This window comes from Kribbella sp. NPDC026596 (genome assembly GCF_040638415.1).
Lineage (GTDB): Bacteria > Actinomycetota > Actinomycetes > Propionibacteriales > Kribbellaceae > Kribbella.
Genome location: NZ_JBEZYF010000022.1, coordinates 48,720 through 67,837 on the forward strand (window position 1 = coordinate 48,720; position 19,118 = coordinate 67,837).

General features: G+C 68.2%; 16 protein-coding genes. 8 read left to right on the forward strand and 8 right to left on the reverse strand.

All coding sequences use genetic code 11. From position 1 onward, the window contains the following. Positions 1–53: 53 nt before the first annotated feature. On the reverse strand, positions 54–764 hold the full coding sequence (phoU, locus tag AB0E63_RS20040; RefSeq protein ID WP_360367960.1) for a phosphate signaling complex protein PhoU: 711 nt from the start codon (positions 762–764) through the stop codon (positions 54–56). A 207-nt stretch (positions 765–971) separates the two neighbouring features. Here phoU and AB0E63_RS20045 point away from each other — a divergent pair, with 207 nt between their 5' ends. From AB0E63_RS20045 to AB0E63_RS20055, 3 genes are all read left to right on the forward strand, one after another. Next, the gene (locus AB0E63_RS20045) at positions 972–2,189 is read left to right on the forward strand and encodes an ATP-binding protein (RefSeq protein ID WP_360367963.1); all 1,218 of its coding nucleotides are present in this window, start codon (positions 972–974) and stop codon (positions 2,187–2,189) included. Further along, positions 2,186–2,863: a response regulator transcription factor gene (locus AB0E63_RS20050; protein WP_130383318.1), complete on the forward strand. Its 678-nt coding sequence runs from the start codon at positions 2,186–2,188 to the stop codon at positions 2,861–2,863. Before AB0E63_RS20045 ends, AB0E63_RS20050 begins: the two co-directional genes overlap by 4 nt. Before the next feature lie 83 nt (positions 2,864–2,946). After that, entirely contained in the window at positions 2,947–3,963 is a 1,017-nt protein-coding gene (locus tag AB0E63_RS20055) for an iron-siderophore ABC transporter substrate-binding protein (RefSeq protein ID WP_360367966.1), read from the forward strand. Between the two features lie 9 nt (positions 3,964–3,972). Here AB0E63_RS20055 and AB0E63_RS20060 read toward each other — a convergent pair whose 3' ends face one another. Beyond that, a complete protein-coding gene (locus AB0E63_RS20060) occupies positions 3,973–4,533 on the reverse strand; it encodes a hypothetical protein (RefSeq protein ID WP_360367969.1) in 561 nt (186 codons plus the stop codon). Positions 4,534–4,817: 284 nt separating this feature from the next. Between AB0E63_RS20060 and AB0E63_RS20065 the strand changes: the two genes are divergently transcribed. The 3 genes from AB0E63_RS20065 to ispF are packed head-to-tail and all read left to right on the forward strand — an operon-like array spanning position 4,818 to position 6,478. Next, positions 4,818–5,303 (forward strand): CarD family transcriptional regulator, encoded by a 486-nt coding sequence (locus tag AB0E63_RS20065; protein ID WP_012918679.1) that lies wholly within the window; start codon positions 4,818–4,820, stop codon positions 5,301–5,303. 12 nt (positions 5,304–5,315) lie between these two features. Next, positions 5,316–6,011 (forward strand): 2-C-methyl-D-erythritol 4-phosphate cytidylyltransferase, encoded by a 696-nt coding sequence (gene ispD / locus AB0E63_RS20070; RefSeq protein ID WP_360367972.1) that lies wholly within the window; start codon positions 5,316–5,318, stop codon positions 6,009–6,011. Between the two features lie 56 nt (positions 6,012–6,067). Beyond that, the gene (gene ispF / locus AB0E63_RS20075) at positions 6,068–6,478 is read left to right on the forward strand and encodes a 2-C-methyl-D-erythritol 2,4-cyclodiphosphate synthase (RefSeq protein ID WP_360368120.1); all 411 of its coding nucleotides are present in this window, start codon (positions 6,068–6,070) and stop codon (positions 6,476–6,478) included. Here ispF and AB0E63_RS20080 read toward each other — a convergent pair. Further along, the gene (locus AB0E63_RS20080) at positions 6,468–7,433 is read right to left on the reverse strand and encodes a nitrilase family protein (RefSeq protein WP_360367975.1); all 966 of its coding nucleotides are present in this window, start codon (positions 7,431–7,433) and stop codon (positions 6,468–6,470) included. The two genes, ispF and AB0E63_RS20080, sit on opposite strands and share 11 nt — an antisense overlap. Before the next feature lie 70 nt (positions 7,434–7,503). On the opposite strand from AB0E63_RS20080, the gene AB0E63_RS20085 reads away from it, so the two are divergent. Then, positions 7,504–8,370 carry a LysR family transcriptional regulator gene (locus AB0E63_RS20085; RefSeq protein WP_360367978.1) on the forward strand — a complete coding sequence of 289 codons (867 nt, stop codon included), beginning with the start codon at positions 7,504–7,506 and terminating at the stop codon, positions 8,368–8,370. Here the strand turns inward: AB0E63_RS20085 and AB0E63_RS20090 are convergent. The 4 genes from AB0E63_RS20090 to AB0E63_RS20105 all read right to left on the reverse strand — a co-directional run bounded on the left by AB0E63_RS20090 (position 8,367) and on the right by AB0E63_RS20105 (position 16,282). Further along, positions 8,367–9,728, reverse strand: a complete 1,362-nt coding sequence (locus tag AB0E63_RS20090) for a M1 family metallopeptidase (RefSeq protein WP_360367980.1) — start codon at positions 9,726–9,728, stop codon at positions 8,367–8,369. The two genes, AB0E63_RS20085 and AB0E63_RS20090, sit on opposite strands and share 4 nt — an antisense overlap. After that, positions 9,728–13,660 (reverse strand): Pls/PosA family non-ribosomal peptide synthetase, encoded by a 3,933-nt coding sequence (locus AB0E63_RS20095; protein WP_360367983.1) that lies wholly within the window; start codon positions 13,658–13,660, stop codon positions 9,728–9,730. Before AB0E63_RS20095 ends, AB0E63_RS20090 begins: the two co-directional genes overlap by 1 nt. 246 nt (positions 13,661–13,906) lie before the next feature. Beyond that, on the reverse strand, positions 13,907–15,640 hold the full coding sequence (locus AB0E63_RS20100) for a DUF222 domain-containing protein (protein WP_360367986.1): 1,734 nt from the start codon (positions 15,638–15,640) through the stop codon (positions 13,907–13,909). 45 nt (positions 15,641–15,685) lie between these two features. Then, on the reverse strand, positions 15,686–16,282 hold the full coding sequence (locus tag AB0E63_RS20105) for a hypothetical protein (protein ID WP_360367989.1): 597 nt from the start codon (positions 16,280–16,282) through the stop codon (positions 15,686–15,688). A gap of 188 nt (positions 16,283–16,470) precedes the next feature. Here AB0E63_RS20105 and AB0E63_RS20110 point away from each other — a divergent pair, with 188 nt between their 5' ends. Next, positions 16,471–17,979: an FAD-dependent monooxygenase gene (locus AB0E63_RS20110; RefSeq protein WP_360367992.1), complete on the forward strand. Its 1,509-nt coding sequence runs from the start codon at positions 16,471–16,473 to the stop codon at positions 17,977–17,979. Here the strand turns inward: AB0E63_RS20110 and AB0E63_RS20115 are convergent. Then, positions 17,968–19,083, reverse strand: a complete 1,116-nt coding sequence (locus AB0E63_RS20115) for a neutral zinc metallopeptidase (protein WP_360367995.1) — start codon at positions 19,081–19,083, stop codon at positions 17,968–17,970. The genes AB0E63_RS20110 and AB0E63_RS20115 overlap by 12 nt on opposite strands. Positions 19,084–19,118: the final 35 nt, after the last annotated feature.

Below are 19,118 nucleotides of genomic sequence, written 5' to 3' on the forward strand. Positions count from 1 at the left end.
CACGAAAAGGCGCCCCCGGCAAGTATCTGCCGGGGGCGCCTGACGTTTCCGGGTCAGCTGTTGCCGTTGGGGTTCGGGGTGGAGGCGCCGGCGCCGGAGCCGGCAGCGGTGCCGCCGACGGCGACCGGGAGCTCACCGGTCACCAGGTAGACGACCCGGCGGGCCATCGAGACCGCGTGGTCGGAGATGCGCTCGTAGTACCGCCCGAGCAGGGCGATGTCGACCGCGACCTCGACGCCGTGCGGCCAGTCGTCGTCCATCATCAGCCGGAACTGGTTGGTGCGCAGCTTGTCCATCTGGTCGTCGGTGGCCTCGAGCTTGCCGGCCGCCTCGACGTCGCGGGTCTTGATCACGTCACCGGCGGAGTCGACCATCTTGCCGGCGACCGTACCCATCTCCTGGATCACGTCGTGCAGCTCGGCCGGGATCGCCGGGGCCGGGTAGCGCATCCGGGCGATCTTCGAGACGTGCGCGGCCAGGTCGCCCATCCGCTCCAGGTCGGCGACCATCCGCAGCGCCGCGACCAGCATCCGCAACTCGTTGGCGACCGGCGACTGCCGCGCCATCAACTCGAAGACCTTCTCCTCGACGCCTTCACCGGCGGCGTCCAGCTGGATGTCGGCCGCGATGACGTCCTCGGCCTTGCGGATGTCGGCTTCCAGCAAGGCGGCGGTCGAGCGGCGTACGGCGGTGGACACCGTCCGCGTCATGCGTTCCAGCTCGGCGAGGATGTCGTCGAGCTGCTCGTGGTAAGTGTCACGCATCGTGTTCGTTTCCGATCTTTCGTGTCCGGTGCCACGGTGGGCGGAGCGGCAAGCACCTGCTTGGTACCCGCCCACCGGTGACCGTATGCCGTCGAGGTTGCCGGACGGCGACGAGTGGTGAACGCCTGATGAACAGTTGTGTCGTGTCCCGGTCATCCGGTGATCATTCGGTCTTTCCCTGCTGGTTGCCCGCGTAGCATCGTTGCCGTGGACCCCACGCTGGCTGCGGTGCTGGGCGGCGTCATCGGCGCGGCCCTGGCACTGCTTTCACTCGGCGCGATGATGCTTTCCGAGCGGGCCCAGCGCAAGATCCCGGAGTCCCCGGAACCGATCGTCCCTGGCGGCGTCGCCACCGTCCTGTCGGTACTGCGGTCGTCCGCGGTGGTGATGGGGCCGGAGGACCAGGTGCTCCAGGCTAGCGCGCCGGCGCACGTGCTCGGCATCGTCCGGGGCGAGCGGCTGGTGGTCGACGACATCCTGACCATGGTCCGCGCGGTCCGGCGCGACGGTGAGATCCGCCAGCAGGAGCTCGAGATCGTCCGCGGCCGGCTCGGAGCGACGCAGTACGTGAGCGCCCGGGTGGCGCCGCTGGGCAGCCAGCTCGTGCTGGTCCTGGTCGAGGACCGGACCCGCGAGCGCCGGCTGGACGCGATCCGGCGGGACTTCACCGTCAACGTCAGCCACGAGCTGAAGACCCCGGTCGGCGCGCTGATCCTGCTCGCCGACGCGGTCTCGGAGGCCGCCGACGATCCCGAGGCGGTGCAGCGGTTCTCGGACCGGATGCGGGTCGAGGCGTCCCGGCTGAGCCGCCTGGTCAAGGAGATCATCGAGCTGTCCCGGCTGCAGGGTGACGACCCGCTGGAGAATCCCGGCCCGGTCGACATCAACGCGGTCATCGAGTCCGCGGTGGACCGCTGCCGGGTGGACGCCGAGGATCGCGACATCAAGATCGTGGTCAAGACCGAGCCGGCGCTGGAGGTGATGGGCAGCGTCGACCAGCTGTCCATCGCGATCGGCAACCTGGTCGAGAACGCGGTCAACTACAGCCCCGACGGCACGCGGGTCGCGGTCGCCGCGCACCCGATCGGGGACCTGGTCGAGGTCACCGTCAGCGACCAGGGTGTGGGGATCCCGAGCAGCGACCTGGAGCGCATCTTCGAGCGCTTCTACCGGGTCGACCGGGCCCGCAGCCGCGAAACCGGTGGCACCGGCCTCGGCCTCTCGATCGTCAAGCACATCGCCTCCATCCACGGCGGCGACGTACGGGTCTGGAGTGTCGAGGGCCAGGGTTCCACCTTCACCGTGAGACTCCCGCTGCGGCTCGAACCCGCTCCGGGTCAGACCGACTCCCCCAGCCAGGAGGAGCCGGCCGTTCCCCTGACGCCTACCCCGTCAGGTCAGATCGCAAAGGAGACAGCTTCGTGACCCGAGTGCTGGTCGTCGAAGACGAAGAGAGCTACAGCGACGCGTTGTCGTACGTGCTGCGCAAGGAAGGGTTCGAGGTCGCCGTCGCGGAGACCGGACCGGACGCGCTGGACGAGTACGACCGGGCCGGTGCGGACATCGTCCTGCTCGACCTGATGCTGCCGGGTCTGTCCGGCACTGAGGTCTGCCGGGCACTGCGGAGCCGGGGCAATGTCCCGGTGATCATCGTCAGTGCCAAGGACACCGAGGTCGACAAGGTTGTCGGTCTCGAGCTCGGCGCGGACGACTACGTCACCAAGCCGTACAGCCCGCGCGAGCTGCTGGCCCGGGTCCGCGCCGTGCTGCGCCGCGGCCAGGATGTCGAGCTGCTGCCCGACACCCTCGAGGCCGGGCCGGTCCGGATGGACGTGGAGCGGCACGTGGTGACCGTGTCCGGGACCGAGATCCGGCTCCCGCTGAAGGAGTTCGAGCTGCTCGAGATGCTGCTGCGCAACACCGGCCGGGTGCTCACCCGGGGGCAGCTGATCGACCGGATCTGGGGCGCCGACTACGTGGGCGACACCAAGACCCTCGACGTGCACGTCAAGCGGTTGCGCTCCAAGCTGGAGAAGGACCCGTCGAACCCGGCGCACCTGGTCACGGTGCGGGGACTCGGGTACAAGTTCGAGTCCTGACTCACATCCCCGCAGGTCGCCAGGGCCTGTGGGGTTAGCTTAGGCTCTCCTTAGTTGAGGCAATCTGTCTAAGGAGAGTCAGCATGTCCTGGTCCCGTACCCGCGTGATCAGCGCGGCGGCCACCGCCGTACTGGTCGCGACCACGCTGGCCGCGTGCGGCAGCGACGGCGACGACAAGGCCGCCGCATCGGGCGGTACGGCGTCCGCCGGGTTCCCGGTCACGTTGAAGAACACCTTCGGTGAGACCACCATCACCAAGAAGCCGGAGCGGATCGTCACGCTCGGCTGGAACGCCCAGGACGTGGTCTACGCCCTCGGTGAGACGCCGGTCGGGATGCCGAAGGTCACCTACGGCCCGACCGCCGCCGGCGTCACCGCGTGGGACACGGACAAGTTCGACCCGGCGAAGACGACGTTGCTGGACACCGGTGACAAGTACCCGTTCGAGAAGATCGCGGCGCTCAAGCCGGACGTCATCCTGGCTCCGTACGAGGGGTTCGACGAGGCGACGTACAAGACCCTGAGTGGGATCGCGCCGACGGTCGCGTACCCGGGTGCGCCGTGGCAGACCACCTGGCAGGACCAGACCCTGCTGGTTGGGGAGGCGCTCGGCAAGAAGGCCGACGCCGAGAAGCTGATCACCGGGATCGGGGACAAGATCAAGCAGGTCGCGGCCGACCACCCCGAGTTCAAGGACAAGACGATCACCGTCGGCTCGTTCGGCCAGGACAACTACGTCTACATGCCCGGCGACCCGCGGGTGCAGATCCTGAACGAGATGGGCTTCAAGAACGCGCCGGGTGTCGAGGCGCTGGAGAAGACGAACACCAAGAAGGAGTTCGCGCTCACCATCAGCAAGGAGAAGATCGCCGACGTCGACGCCGACGTGCTGGTCGCGTACGTCGACGGCATCGGGACGCAGAAGTTCCTGGCCGACCCGGTCTACTCGTCGCTCGGCGCGGTCAAGCGCGGCGGCGCGTACGCGATGCAGGACCCGCAGGTGATCTCCGGGATGAGCGCCGTCAGCGTGCTCAGCGTCCCGTGGGTCCTGGACAAGATCCTCCCGGGTCTGTCCAAGGCGGCTCAGGCCAAGGGCTGAGCCTGGGGACTACTCCGCGGCCGGCGCCGGGGAGTAGTGGTCGTCGGGCAGCACCGGGATGTAGGTGGTGATCGGCGCGGCCTTGCCGAAGGTGATGGTCACGTTGACCACCTGGCCCGGCTTGCCGCCGGTGACGGTGATCGGGTCGCCGGGCTGCTCGCCGGTCTCCGTCTCAGTCTGCGCGCTGGCGTCCGGCGGCAGCAGGGTCGCCGTACCGGCCTTCAGGTCCAGGGGCGCCTTGAGCTCGCTGAACGTGACCACGCCCGGCTGGTCGCTGCCGGCCTGGCCGTCCTGCGTCCCGGCCGGGGCCTGGCTGATCTTGACCAAGGTGTCGTCCTCGACCCCGTCGTTGACGATGACGGTGTGCAGCTCGCCCTTGCCGTCCGCGTCGGCCAGCACCAGCATGTTCCGGACCTTGACCGAGCCGGAGTCCGCGTTCGTGCCCTCTGCGGCCTGGTACGGCTGCAGCGTGGGGGCGTCGAAGCTCGCGGAGCACGCCGACAGCGCGATACTGAGAGTGGCGGCAGCTCCCGCCAGCGCGGAACGCCGGGCGAACCGCGAGGACAACATGATCGGCACTGGAATCCCTCTCCTACAAGCTCTCCAAGGCCGTCAGGCAGCAGCCTCCGGCGCACCAAAGCGTAGCGTTCGCGGGTCAGGGAACCGACGGCGGGATGCCTGTGCCGGGGACCGGAAGTGCCGCCGCGGTGATGTCGTAGGCAACGGTTCGCGCCCGCGCGAGGCACGGCTGAGAGCGTTTGTCAAGGCGAGAAGTGGCCTCTGACCAGCGCAAACGCCCCGACCGGACCACCGACCGCGTGGTAGGATAGGACTCGGAAAGGGGCACGTGACATATGACTTTCACAGTCGGCGAGACGGTTGTTTACCCCAACCATGGTGCGGCCGTCATCGAGGACATCGAGACCCGTCAGATCAAAGGTGAGGACAAGACCTATCTGGTCTTGAGGATCGTCGCTCAGAACGACCTGGTCGTCCGGGTCCCCGCGTGCAACCTCGATCTAGTCGGCGTGCGTGACGTCGTGGATCAGGCTGGCCTGGAGCGCGTCTTCGACGTGCTGCGAGCTCCGCACACGGAGGAGCCGACCAACTGGTCGCGACGTTACAAGGCGAACCTGGAGAAGCTGCACTCCGGTGACGTGATGAAGGTGGCGGAGGTCGTTCGCGACCTGTGGCGCCGAGAGCGTGACCGTGGTCTGTCCGCCGGTGAGAAGCGGATGCTGGCGAAGGCTCGCCAGATCCTGGTCTCCGAGCTGGCCCTGGCTGAACACACCAACGAGGACAAGGCGGAAGCCATCCTCGACGAGGTTCTCGCTTCTTAGCCGAGCGCCTGCATGAGTAGCGCGGTCGTGATCCCCGCGGCCGGGCTGGGCTTGCGTCTGGGTGGTGAGACACCAAAAGCATTTCGAGAGGTCGGTGGCGACTCGCTGCTGGTCCACGCGGTGCGTGGGCTGAAGGCAGCGACCGCTGCCGACCTCGTCTGTTTTGTCATCGCCGTCCCCCCGGGCACCGAGGAAGCAGTCACCAAGGAGCTCGAGCCGTACGTCGGTGACGCCCAGTTGCACGTGGTCCCTGGCGGCGCTGAGCGGCCCGATTCGGTGCGCGCGGCGCTGGAGGTGGTCCCGGTCGACGGGATCGACTGCATCCTCGTGCACGACGCGGCACGGGCCTTCGTCCCGGCCGACGTGATCGAGCGGGTCGTCGCGGCGGTGCGCGGCGGCGCCCAGGCCGTCGTACCGGTGGTGCCGGTGACGGACACGATCAAGCGGGTCGCGCCGACGGGAGAGGTCCTCGACACGCCGGACCGCTCGACGTTGGTCGCCGTACAGACTCCGCAAGGCTTCGAGCCTGGCGTACTGCGTCGGGCACATGCCGTCGACGTAGTAGGCGCGACCGACGATGCGATGCTGTGTGAGCGGCTCGGGATCACCGTGATGACGGTCGAGGGGTCGCCGGACGCGTTCAAGGTGACGCGGCCGCAGGACCTGCTGCTGGCGGAGGCCCTGCTCGCGGAGAGGCGGCTGAGGTGAAGATCCCCCGGGTCGGGAACGGCGTCGACGTCCACCCGCTGGAGGAAGGCCGCCCGATGTGGCTGGCCGGCCTGCACTGGCCGGACGAGACCTCCGGGCTTTCGGGTCACTCCGACGGCGACGCGGCCGCGCACGCGATCTGCACCGCGTTGCTGACCGCGGCTCGACTGGGTGACCTGGGTTCGAACTTCGGCACTGCTGAGCCCGAGTGGGCCGGCGCCGCCGGCGTAGTACTGCTGGCGGAGGCGGCCCGGCGGGTGCGGGCCGCGGGATTCGAGATCGGGAACGTCTCGGTTCAGATCATCTGCAACCGGCCGAGAATCGGCGCCCGCCGCGAGGAGGCGGAGAAGGTGCTCAGCGCGGCCTGCGACGCCGAGGTGTCGGTCAGCGCGGCGACCACCGACGGCCTGGGCTTCACTGGCCGCGGCGAGGGCATCGCGGCGATCGCCACCGCGCTCATCTATTGACCGGATCCGTCGAGAAGCGCGCTGCTCTCGGATCCAGTTCGTCACCCCTGACCTGGGTCAGTAGGCCGTAGAGCTCGGGCCGCCGCCCACGCATCCACCGTCGCCCAGTTGCCAGTGGCACCAGATCGAGATCCAGATCAGCGACTACGACAGCCTCGTCGGGGACCGGAGTCTCGGCGACGATCCGGCCGTACGGATCCAGAATCATCGCATTCCCGGTCCGGATCTCGTCGTCGTCCTGGCCGACCCCGTTGCTGAACAGCAAGAACAGCCCGTTGTCGTGCGCCCGGGCCGGCAGCCAGCGCATCAGCCAGCCCCGCCCGTTCGGCCCGTCGAAGGCGGCCCGGACAGCCTCTGGATCCTGCCGGCGCCGATCCCAGATCTCCTGCGGGATCGGCCTCATCCCGTGCGGGCTGCGCGAGCTCGTCCCGCCGGTCTGGTGCGGCGCGATCAGGACGGTTGCTCCCAGCAACGCCGTGATCCGGACGTTCTCGACCAGGTTGTTGTCCCAGCAGATCAGCACCCCGGCCCGGAATCCCCAGGGTGTGTCGAACACCGTGTACGACGACCCGCTGGCGATCGCCTCGTGTTCGAAGGCATGGAGTTTCCGGTGGACGTGGACCACGCCGGTCGGCAGGCAGACGGCGTACGAGTTGAAGAGTTTGCCATCAGCATCTTCCAGGAAGCCGACCCCGAGCCCGGCGCCGAGCTCCTCGGCCAGAGCGAGGACCCGGCGGACCAGCGGTCCGTCGGCCGGCTCGGCCAGTTCCCGCAGTCGCTCGGCGGGGTGGCGGCGCAGATGCCAATAGCCGAGCAGACACAGTTCCGGGAACACGACCAGGCGGGCGCCGTCCGCGACCGCCTGCCGGGCCAGCCGTTCGACGGTGGCGAGATTGGTCGCGGGTTGGTCGGGAGTCGGCTCGAACTGGACCACGGCGGCGCGGAAGGCTGTCATGGCACCATCGAAACGCCAGTCGACGTATGACGTCCAATAGCTGTTCGGTCCGATTCCATATCCTGGGGTTATGGATCTCCGTTTGCTCCGAGCGTTCGTCACGGTCGCCAGACTGCGGAACTTCGGGGCCGCGGCCGAGGAGCTGTCGACCAGTCAGCCGGCGTTGACCAAGCAGATCCAGGTGCTGGAGCGTCGGGTCGGTTCGGTGCTGTTCAGCCGGGGCCGTCATGGCGCCCGACTGACCCCGGCCGGTGCGCTTCTGCTTCCTGACGCTCTGGAGTTGCTGGACCGTTCCGAGGCTTTCGATCGGCGCGCGGCCCAGGTCGCGTCGGGGGCCGAGGGCTCGCTGGCGATCGGGTTCGGGTTGTCCGGGATCGAGCTCGCGCCTCGGGCGGTGGCACTGTTCCGCAGCCGCTGGCCCGGCGTCACGATTTCGCTCGAGGACCTGCCGTCGGTGGTCCAGTCTGAGCGGCTGCTGGCCGGCAGCCTCCAGATCGGGTTCGTCCGACTTCCGGTCCCGGCCGGTCTCGAACACCTTCGGTTACGACGAGATCGCCTCACCCTCGCCGTACCGGCCACCGCGGACGTCCCGCGCGACCTCGTCAGCTGGCTCGACGCCCGCCCGCTCGTCCGCCTCACGCCCGCCCGTGGACCCGGCCTGAATGCCCAGATCAACACCCTGTACGCCGAGCTTGGTTGCCATCCGCAAGTACTTCAGGAAGCCGGTGACCTGCAGACCGTCCTGGCCCTCACCGCGGCCGGCGCCGGCCCATCCGTAGTACCCGAATCCGCCGAACGCATCGCGCCAGCGGAACTCCGTCTGATCCCCCTCCCCGGCCGAGCCGCCTCCTGGTGGACCGGCGCCGCCTGGTCAACCAGAACCCCCCTCACCGAACGCTTCGTCAAAGCCGCGGCCGAGGTAGCCCGCGCGACCTAAGACCGCTTTCGGGGGAGGGGCGGCAGTTGGTAGGAGTCGAGCCAGGCGGCGAACAGGTGCCGGAGGGCTTCCTCGTCGGGGCTGAAATTGGTGGCCAGTGCGATGAAGTCGGCCGTGGTGACCGAGCCGTGGCGGTAGTTCCTTGTCCACGCACGGAGCAGGTTGAAGAAGGCCTCGTCGCCCAGGTGCTTGCGCAGGGCATGCAAGGTGATCGCACCGCGCTTGTACAGGCGGTCGTCGAACATCAGCTCCGGACCGGGGTCCGACAGCATCAGGTCCTGCGGGAGGTTCTTCAACCGGGTGTGCGCCTTGGACACCTGCTGGTCGGCGGTGAGGCCCCGGGATTCCTCCGACCACAACCACTCGGCGTAGCAGGCGAATCCTTCGTTCAGCCAGATGTGTTGCCAGCTCGCCGGCGTCAGGCTGTTGCCGAACCACTGGTGCGCCAACTCGTGCGCGACCAACCGCTCGGACGTACGACGGCCGTCCACATGGTTGCTGCCGAACACCGAGATGGCCTGCGCCTCGAGCGGAATCTCCAGGTCGTCGTCGGTCACCACGACCGTGTAGCTGCCGAACGGATACGGCCCGAACTGCCGGCAGAACAGCTTCATCATGTCCTGCTGCCGCCCGAAGTCCACCTTGAAATCGCGGATCTGCGCGGCCGGCAGCACCCCCCGGGTCGTCACCGGTGACGTGGCCAGGTCGACCGCGTCGTACCGGCCGATCTGCACGGTCGCCAGGTACGTCGCCATCGGCGCGGCCTGATCGAAGACCCACGTGGTCCGGCTCGCCTTCACCCGGCGCGACACCAGCCGCCCGTTCGCGACCACCTGGTACGGCGAGTCGGTGGTGATCGTGATCCGGTAGTGCGCCTTGTCACCGGGGTGGTCGTTGCACGGGAACCAGGTCGCCGCGCCACTCGGCTGGCTCGCGACGATCACGCCCTCGGTGAGTTCCTCCCAGCCGAGCTCGCCCCACGGACTGTCCTCGGGCTTCGGGTTGCCGCCGTACTGGACCTCGACGGTGAACTCGGCGCCGTCCATGATCGGCGCGGCGGGCGTCACGTGGAGCTTGCCGGAGCGGTGAACGTAGCGCTGCGGCCGTCGGCCGTTCACGGACACCTTCGACACCCGGAGTCCGGCCAGGTCGAAGCTCAGCCGGGACAGCGCCTGGGTGGCGAACGCGGTGATCGTCGCCTTGCCGCTCAGGCGGTTGCTGTTGACCCGGTAGTCCAGGTCCAGCTCGTACGACTCCACCTGGTAGCCGCCGTTGCCGTGCGTGGGCACGTACCGGTCGTCGGCGCTCGTCGTACCCGGCTCCCCGTCGCTCTGTCGTCCTCTGAAGGGGGCAACCATCAGCCCTGCCAGGGAGCGATCGGGTTCCCGGCCCAGCGCGTCCCGGCAGGCACACCTTCACCACGCATCACGAGAGACACCGGGCCGATGGTAGCCCCTGCCCCGACACTCGCGGCGGGCAGGACGATGCCGTGCGGCCCGAGGGTTGCTCCGGATCCGAAGGTGACTGTGCTCATGGAGAGAACTCGATCATGAAAAAGGTGCGTCTGCAGCACGCAACCGCGATTCACCGTGGCGCCGTCGCCCAAGGTGATCAGATCGGCCTCCGGCAACCAGTACGTCTCGCACCAGACGCCCTTGCCGATCTTGGCCCCGAGGGACCGCAGCCACAGGTTGAGTACCGGCGTACCGGCGGCGGCGTTCGCGAACCACGGAGCCGAGACCAGCTCGACGAAGCTGTCGACGACCTCGTTGCGCCAGACGAACGAGCTCCACAGCGGGTACTCGACCGCTCGTGTCCTACCCACGATGATCCACTTCGCGACCGTCGCCATCCCGGCTGCGACCGCGCCCGCGGTCAGGATCACCGCGCCGGACAGCAGCAACGTCCACCACGGCCCGATCCAGATGTCGAGCGCTTGCAGCGCGAACAGCACGCCCAGCGCGATCAGGACCGTGCACATCATCGGGACGAAGCGGCACAGCTCGACCAGTGCCCGAGCGACCTTGAGCTTGAACGGCGGGTTGAAGGTCCGGCTCTGGTCACCCTCGATCGCCTGCCGCCGGAGCTTCACCGGTGGGGAACCGAGCCACGACGTACCCGCCTTGGACTTCTTCGGCGCGGCGCTCAGCACCGCGACCAGGCCGTTCTTCGGGACGGACCGGCCGGGAGCCGTCATCCCCGAGTTGCCGAGGAAGGCGCGCTTGCCGACCTTCGCGCCGGCCACGTGCAGCCAGCCGCCACCCAGTTCGTACGACGCGATCATCGTGTCGTCGGCCAGGAACGCGCCCTCACCGACCGTGGTCATCTTCGGCAGCAGCAGGACCGTCGACGCCTCGACGTCGCGGCCGATCTTCGCGCCGAGTGCCCGCAGCCACCAGGGCGTGAGCAGGCTCGCGTACAGCGGGAACAGCAGGGTCCGCGCCGAGTCGAGCAGCCGCTCGGTCGCCCACACCTGCCACCCGATCCGGCTGCGGACCGGGTAATGGCCCGGCTTGATCCCGAGGCCCAGCAGCCGGACACCCACCAGCGTCAGCGCAGCGAGCGCCACGAAACCTACGAGCGTCATCAGCGGAATCGCCGCCAGCGCTTGGAGTGCGGCCGCTTGGAGGGTCTCGGTGCCCTTGATCGCGTAGCCGAGTACGACGAGTGCCGCGGCGGCCGCTGCCACCGGGATCAACGACATCACTGCGGACTGAACGCCGTACGCAAGGACCCACCAGGGAGCGCGAGCCGGCCGGTGGTCGGGCCACGGGTGCCTTGCCCGTCCAATCCGGCTGGCAGGGGAGCCGGACCAGCGTTCGTTCGCGGGGACCTTGCCGGAGACGGCCGAGCCCGCCACGATCTCGGCGTTCCGGCCGATCTCGGTGCCGGGGAGCAGTGTGCTCCGGGAACCGATCACGGCCTCGGCGTGGACCGTCACCGGACCTACGTGCAGTTCGTCGCCGTCGATCCAGTAGCCGGCCAGGTCGACCTCGGGCTCGATTGACGCGCCACGGCCCATCGTGAGCATGCCGGTGACTGGCGGCAGCGTGTGCAGGTCGACGCCGCGGCCGACCTTCGCGCCGAGCGCGCGGGCGTAGTAGGCGATCCAGGGAGCGCCGGCCAGGTTGGCCGCGCCGGCGGCGTCCGACAGGTTCTCGGCGGCCCACAGCCGGACGTGCACGTTGCCGCCGCGCGGGTAGACGCCGGGTTTGAGGCCGCGGAGGAGGATGCGCGCGCCGACGACGGCGATTCCCATCCGGCCGGCCGGGGTGATGAGGAGCAGCCAGCCGGCCAGGATCCACCACCACGAGACCGTCCGGGCCCAGGGCAGCGGGCCGGCGAGCTCGGCGAGCAGGTTGTTCAGCGTGAACAGGTAGACCAGCCAGCGAACGCCGACGACCGTCTGCAGGATCAGGGTGAGCGCCGTTTGTAGTAGCTGCGTGCTCTTCGGCGTCGGCCTGATCTCGCGGATCTCGATCGGCTCGGCGGTGACCGGCTGTGATTCATCGAGCCGATCCGCCAGCGCACCGAGCCGCGGGTACTCGTAGATGTCGCCGACAGTCACGTCCGGATAGCGCTCGCGCAGCGCCGACACCAGCTGCGCAGCGGCCAGACTGCCACCGCCATGCAGGAAGAAGTCGTTGTCCGGCCCGGTGACCTTCGCGCCGAGCACCTTCGTCCACCGCTCGGACAACCAGCCGGCGGTCCCGCTGAGCTCGGCCGCCGGGCCGTCGGTATCCATCCCGGGCAGCGGCCAGGGCAGTGCGTTGCGGTCGACCTTGCCGGACGTCCTGGTCGGCAGCGTGTCCACGACGGCCAGCAGCGGTACGAGCGCCGCCGGGAGTTCTTCTCGTAGTCGTTGGGTCGCCTTGGCCTGATCGAACGCCGCCGGGTCCTCGGGTACGACGTACCCGACCAGCAACTGGTTACCGGCCCCACTGGTCCGGACCGCGGCCGCCGCGCCGGAGATCTGCGGCAGCGCCTGGAGCGCCGCGTCGACCTCGCCCAGCTCGATCCGTCGGCCGCCGAGCTTGACCTGTTCGTCGGCGCGGCCCTGGAAGAGCAGGCCAAGAGGGTCGCTCCGGACCAGGTCGCCGCTGCGGTACGCGCGCTCCCAACCCAAGCTCGGCATCGGCGCGAACTTCTCCGCGTCCTTGACCGGGTCGAGGTATCGCGCCAAGCCGACACCGCCAATAATCAGCTCGCCGATCTCGCCCGGCTCGACTTCGTTGCCCCCAGCATCTACAACGGCGAGATCCCAGCCATCCAAGGGCAATCCGATCCGTACCGGACCTTCGCCCGTCAGTTCGGCGCCGCAGGCGACGACCGTGGCCTCGGTCGGGCCATAGGTGTTCCACACCTCGCGGCCGTCGACCGCGAGCCGTTCGGCCAGCTCTGGCGGACAGGCTTCACCGCCGAAGATCAGCAGCCGGACCTGGTCGAGCGCGTCGGCCGGCCAGAGCGCCGCCAGGGTCGGCACGGTCGAGACGATAGTGATGCCTTGGGCAACCAACCATGGTCCGAGGTCCATCCCCGTCCGCACCAGCGACCGCGGCGCCGGCACCAGACACGCGCCATGCCGCCAGGCGAGCCACATCTCCTCACACGACGCATCGAACGCGACCGACAGGCCGGCGAGCACCCGGTCGTCCGGTCCGATCGGCTCCTTCTGGAGGAACAGCCGCGCCTCGGCATCAACGAACGCCGCCGCCGATCGGTGGGTGACCGCGACGCCCTTCGGCACGCCGGTTGAGCCCGAGGTGAAGATGATCCAGGCGTCGTCGGTGGGCTCGGGGCCGGCCTGGTCTCTTCGTGCGTCCGTCGTACCGGAGGCGTCCATCCGGGCGCTGTAGGGGTAGTCGTAGTAGCCGTCGGCGTTGTCGTTGGCGAGGACCGGCGCGGGCTGCGGGCGGGTGACGGTGAGCTTGAGGTCATCGCCGACCGTAGCCGCGACATCGGCTTCACCGAACACGAGCTCGGCGCGCTCATCGGGGTCATCCGCGTCCACCGGTACGTACGCCGCTCCGGCCTGCAGTGTGCCGAGGATGGCGACATACAGATCGTTGTGGCCGGACGAGATCCGGACGCCGACGCGGTCGCCGGGTCCGATGCCCGCGGCGGTGAGGCGGGTGGCGAACTTGGTGGTCTGGATCAGCAGTTCGCGATAACTCAGGCTGACACTGCCGTCGTCGAGCGCCGGCTCGTCGGCGTACTGCGCAGCCGTTTCCTGCAACACGTCCACCAGCGTCCGCGCGGGTGGCGCCATCTCCCCGCGTCGCAACGTCACGGCCGGATAATACGCCGCCGGAGTGAACCCAAGCCAAAGCGCGCACACCCACCCGGCGACCAATTCACCTGCAGAGTTCATTCCACGCGGCGGGTCGTTCACTTCTGCGTGGCTCACTCGCGACGCTCCCACCCCGCGGCATGTCTGCTCGTGCCCGCAGCGGAGTCCGGTAATCAACCGATTGCTGTAGGTCTGAAGGTTGGGTCGCGTTGCCGTTCTACCGGCTCGCCACCGAATCGTCGCGGTCTAATCGTCGGTGCCGGACTTCGGTGCTCTCCGGGTGCCGTTGGGGTCGACGTGGAAGGTGAATCCGTGGGGCGTGGTCCATTCCAGGGTTCTGGGGTCGAGGCGCTGGACCGACCAGCCGCGGCCGTGGGTTTTGACCCTGTGGCTGAAGCGGCCTAAGGGTGCGAGGTTCTGGGTGTTGGTTTCGCCTGGTGGGCCGAGGGGGTCGTAGGGCTGGAGGTGGTCCAGGTCGGTGGTCCCGCTGGTTTCGCGGGTGCCGAATGGAAAGACCTCCACCGGATGCGTCAGCTTCACGCGTTCGCGGATGCGGTCGGGGATCTCGTACGCGTTGACGCTCACGGCGTCGTTGAGGTCGATGACCGGTTTCACGATGTATGGAGCGTGGCCGACCAGTTCGGTCAGCTGCGACGCGAGCAGCGGACCGAGGCCCTCGACACGGAGCACACCCGTCCCGGTGGCGAGCATCTGTTCGGTCAGGTGCACGTAGATCTCGGTCTTGCCGGGCAGCGTACGTCCACCCGACGGGCTGCGGTGGGCGGCGAGCTTGATCTGTGCGAGGCGTACGTCGAGAGCGCGCAGGGCGGCTGCATCGACGGGCTCGACGGGCTCGGGTACGCGGTGGTGCCTTGGCCAGTCTGGGTCGACCTGCCCACTCGGTGGGGTGTCGAGTGGATCGGGTAGATCGCTGTGGCTGGGATGGGGCGCATCTCGGTCGGCCTCGTCATACGGTTCGGGCTCCACATACTCAGCCGTGAGGTCGGCTTCGTCGTGCGGGTTCAGCCCGTTGTGCCCATCCGCGAGGTCGACCGCGTCGCGCGTGTTCGGCTTGTCGCGTTCGTCCGAGGGTGCGGCGTCGGTGTCGGTTGTGGGTGCCGGGGGTGGCTGGAGGTGGTGGGTGCGGGCCTGGTGGAGGAGTTCTTCGGTGTAGGTGGGGTCGGCGATGATGCCGATGGCTTCGGCGCGGCGAGTGTCGAGGGTGCCGGGGTGGCCGAGGAGTCTGAGGGCCTCGGCGATGCTGGCGACGGTGGCGTCGAATCGGATCACCGAGCCGCTGGCGGCGCGGATGTAGATGGCTTTGGTGCCGTGCTCGTCGGAGTTCCCGACGAAGACGCCGCGTTCGTTCGCCTTCTCCTCGGCTTCGGCGCGGGCCAAGGCAGCGTCGGCGTACATCTTGGCGGCCTTGACGATCTTGTCCAGGCGGTAGGGCGTGATCGAGTCGACGATTCTGGCGACGCGTTGATCGACGTACTGTGCAGCTTCCTCAGAGAGTTTCACGCAGGTTGCGGCGATCTGCCGGGCCTTCCAGGGCGTCGCCTCGCCGTTCAGTACGCAGGCCCAGGTGAACGGGAAGCGGTGTCGCAGCGCAAGCGCCTGTCCGATGTAATCGGCGGCCACGCGGGCCGAGATGCCGAGCATGACCCCGAACTCGACTGGGGCGAACTCCACGATCTCGGGGCAGCCCTCACCGCCCAGGACCAGGGTTCGTTCGCGGCCGTCGCAGGATCGCCGGCCGGGTCGGGATGGGCAGGTGTCGGGGTGATGCCGGTCGGCGAAGATCTGGGCGTGTATGAGCAATCGGGCCTCGACGCGATTGACCTCGGCGCGGTGCCCGGCGGCCGACTCCAGCAGGGCGGCCGTCGACAGCGCGGTGAGATCTTCGTCGAACATGCATTCTAGTTTATGCATCTGATCCGTGGGGTGCAAATGCGCGCAGGCCAGAAATCCCTTATCCACAAGGGGAAACGTCACATCTCTGCGGCGCCTCAAACCTGATAGGCATCAGCGTCGAACCCACTCGGCGATGGCTGACGCGGTGGTCGCAGGGCTGGCGTCGTCGGTTTGTAGGACCGTGGAGATCTGCGTCCGGAGATAGGCGGCGAAGGAGAGCTGCCGGTCGGTGTTCTGGTCTCGCCAGGAAGGTCTGCTCTTGAGACGCCTCACGCGGGCGGCATCGGTGCAGTCCAGGAGGGCGAAGTGGACGTCAGTGATCCAGCGCCGAGCGGGGAGGTCTTCAAGTTGCTCAGGCATGAACGTGGACAGGAGTACCGTCGCGCGTCCGCCCTGCGCGACTCCGTGGGCGACGCTCAGCCAGGCGTCGCGGAAGGCGACCCAGTTGATCGGTTCGGGGGCGCAGACTACGCCGATGGGGTCGATGAGCCAGTCGACGTCGAAGACGGCGCACTCCGGCAGTTCCGCAGCCAGGAACGGGAAGATCGTCGTCTTGCCGGCGCCCGATGCGCCGGTCACGACGTACAGCGGTTGTCGTCTGGCCGACTCGCTGTAGTGGCCGGCTGGGCAGAGAGCGCGGTCACCGTCGGGTAGCAGCGTCACCGGCGGGTCGCAGAGCTGACAGTAGTGCATGGTCCAGCGTTTCACCGCGTATGCCGACGAGCCATCGGTTATCTGACGTTTGCGATAGGCAACAAAAACGGCGAGGAGTAGAACTCCCTGCCGTGCTTAATTTATAGCGTACTGGGGGACTTGCCGCAAGGCCCGGGGGATGCCGGAGAATCACTCGCCGTGGCTGGAAACACGACGACTTGGGGGTTTGTAACGTGCGAGTGATGGATGCCGACGTGATCATCGTCGGCGCTGGGCCGACCGGACTGATGCTCGCCGGTGAGCTGCGGCTGGGCGGCGTACGAGCGGTGGTCCTGGAGCGCCGGCCGGAGTTCCGGGAGACTCCGAAGGCCAGTGGTCTCGGTGGGCAGATCCTGGACCTGCTGCACTATCGGGGCCAGCTGGAGAAGGTCACCGCGGCATGCAGCGGCCCGATCCCGGCTCCCCGCTTCCCGTTCGGCGGTGTGCATGTGGACCTCAGCCGCCTGCCGGATCCGCCGCTGCACGCGCTGCCGCTCGCACAAGCGCAGCTCGAGCGGTTGCTCGACGAGCGTGCCCGCGAGCTCGGGGCCGACGTACGACGGGGTCACGAAGTGATCGCGGTGGTGCAGGACGACGCCACGGTGACCGCGGATGTGCGCGGTCCGGACGGGCCGTACCAGGTGACCGCCCACTACGTCGTGGGTTGCGACGGTCCGCGCAGCCGGATCCGTGACCTGGCCGGCATCGCGTTTCCCGGTACGTCCTATCCGGAGGTCAACCGGCTTGGGATGGTGACCTTGCCGGATGAGGTGACTGTGCTCGACAGCGGGGACCTGGAGGTTGCTGGGCTGGGCCGGATTCCGGCGGGGTTCACACGGACGGAGCGAGGTGTGTTCGCGTTCGGGGCGATGGCCAAGGGGGAGTTGTCGGTCTTCACCACCGAGGACGATCTGACCGACTACGACGACGACGTACCGATGACTCTGGAGGAGTTCCAGGGCAGCATCCGTCGAGTGCTCGGGGTGGATCTGCCGTTGGGAGAGCCGCGCCGGCTGTCGCGCTTCACCTTTCACGCCCGGCAGGCTGAGCAGTACGGCAAGGGCCGGATCTTCCTGGCCGGCGATGCGGCCCATCTGTTCCCCGCCACGGGCGTTGCGATCAACGCCGGTACGCTCGACGCCGTCAACCTGGCGTGGAAACTGGCAGCGGCGGTCAACGGCTGGGCGCCGGCCGATCTGCTGGACACCTATCACGCCGAGCGCCATCTGGCCGGCGCACGCACACTCCGGCATACCCAGGCGCAGGTGGCGCTGAGGCGCGGGCTCGACCCGGCCGCCGATGCGCTGCGGGAGGTCTTCGAGGAGCTGCTCACGGACGAGCAGCCCGCGCGTCGGATCGGAGCCATGATCGCGGGCACCGACATCAGGTACCCGGTGGCGGGCGCGGATCCTTTGCTCGGCACGTTCGTACCCGATCTCACGTTGCTGACCGAGCAGGGGACCATCAGTGTCGCGGAGCTCATGCGCACCGCACGGCCCGTCTTCCTTGACCTCGCAGATCGCGCGGATCTTCGGGAGATCGCTCAACCGTGGGAGGGCCGCGTCGACATCCACACTGCCAAGACCGAAGACCGGCCGGCCGACGCGCTCCTGATCCGTCCGGATGCTTGCATCGTCTGGACTGCAAGCACCGACGGGCCCACGCTTCAAGAAGCTCTGACTACCTGGTTCGGTCAGCCGTCACTTCACTAGGTCTGCTGATACCGCGAAGGTGTTGCAGGCCTTGTTGGCGCCGATGTTGAAGCCGTTCTGGATCCAGAAGCCCTGGCTGGTTGCCAGGCCGTGCGTACGCTCGTCTTCCGGGGTGTCCGCCGATTCGCCGAAGCTGTTGCTGGACTGCTCTTTGAACTCGTCCAGCCGGTTCGTCAGCGGATAGGACTTCTCGACTGCCTTGCTGAACACGCCGCCGAAGCATGAGGCCTGCAGCTCGTTGCGCCGCGAGCTCTCCAGCTGCTGATCCGGATGATCCTGTAGATAGACCGCACGGGCGTAGAAGAGGCCAGTGACGCCTTGGACGTGGTGACCGTACTCGTGCGCGATCGTCATCAGGTACGCCAGGTCATGCTGCGGTCCGAAGGCGCGGTTCATCTGCTTGACGTCGGTGTACATCACCTGGTTGCCATAGCAGTAGAACGCAAGTACCCGGCCGGACAACGGCTCGAATCTGCCGCACGGCGTTGTCACCGGCTTGTCGAAGACGATCAGACCCGGGTCCGGCTTGTCCTGGCCGAGTTCTTTGAAGATCGGTCGCCATGCGTCGTTCAGGCAGGTGAAAAGCTTCTGGTAATAGACCTTTTGCGCCGCCAGGGTGCCGGTGCCCAGGTTCGCGGCCGTGCAGTTCTGCTCCGGCAGCGGACCGGTGCGGTAGATGTCGGCGTTGAGCAGATAGTCCTCCGCCGTACCCTTTTGCGGGTTGCTGGTGGGCGTCGGCACGATTGACGGACCGGTGACCCCGGGCTGGGCGGTGTTGTCGTCGCTCGTGCCCAGCAGTGAGCCGAGCACGGCCACGGACACTGCGAGGAAGATCAGTAGTACGAACGCCAACACGATGACCCGGACCGCACCGCCTCGGCGCTTCGGTGGCTGGAACCCGTTGAACTGGCCCGGACCGCCGTAGTACGGCTGCTGGCCCCACTGGCCTGGGTACTGCTGCTGCGGGTACTGCTGGCCCGGGTACGGCGCTTGCGGTGGCGGACCATACCGCCCAGAAGGTGGCCATGGCGCGGACTGCGGCGGTGGCAGTACACCCGGAGGCGGGCCGGGCGGATGACCGCCGTAGCCGTACGGGCTGCTCACAGATACGGCCTCCTGCCGCTGGGTTCCATGGGTTC

Coding starts and splice junctions, on each gene's coding strand:
- phoU (WP_360367960.1), bottom strand. CDS start 764: ATGCGTGACACTTACCACGAGCAGCTCGACGACATCCTCGCCGAGCTG.
- AB0E63_RS20055 (WP_360367966.1), top strand. CDS start 2,947: ATGTCCTGGTCCCGTACCCGCGTGATCAGCGCGGCGGCCACCGCCGTA.
- AB0E63_RS20060 (WP_360367969.1), bottom strand. CDS start 4,533: ATGTTGTCCTCGCGGTTCGCCCGGCGTTCCGCGCTGGCGGGAGCTGCC.
- AB0E63_RS20065 (WP_012918679.1), top strand. CDS start 4,818: ATGACTTTCACAGTCGGCGAGACGGTTGTTTACCCCAACCATGGTGCG.
- ispD (WP_360367972.1), top strand. CDS start 5,316: ATGAGTAGCGCGGTCGTGATCCCCGCGGCCGGGCTGGGCTTGCGTCTG.
- ispF (WP_360368120.1), top strand. CDS start 6,068: ATGTGGCTGGCCGGCCTGCACTGGCCGGACGAGACCTCCGGGCTTTCG.
- AB0E63_RS20080 (WP_360367975.1), bottom strand. CDS start 7,433: ATGACAGCCTTCCGCGCCGCCGTGGTCCAGTTCGAGCCGACTCCCGAC.
- AB0E63_RS20085 (WP_360367978.1), top strand. CDS start 7,504: ATGGATCTCCGTTTGCTCCGAGCGTTCGTCACGGTCGCCAGACTGCGG.
- AB0E63_RS20090 (WP_360367980.1), bottom strand. CDS start 9,728: ATGGTTGCCCCCTTCAGAGGACGACAGAGCGACGGGGAGCCGGGTACG.
- AB0E63_RS20110 (WP_360367992.1), top strand. CDS start 16,471: ATGGATGCCGACGTGATCATCGTCGGCGCTGGGCCGACCGGACTGATG.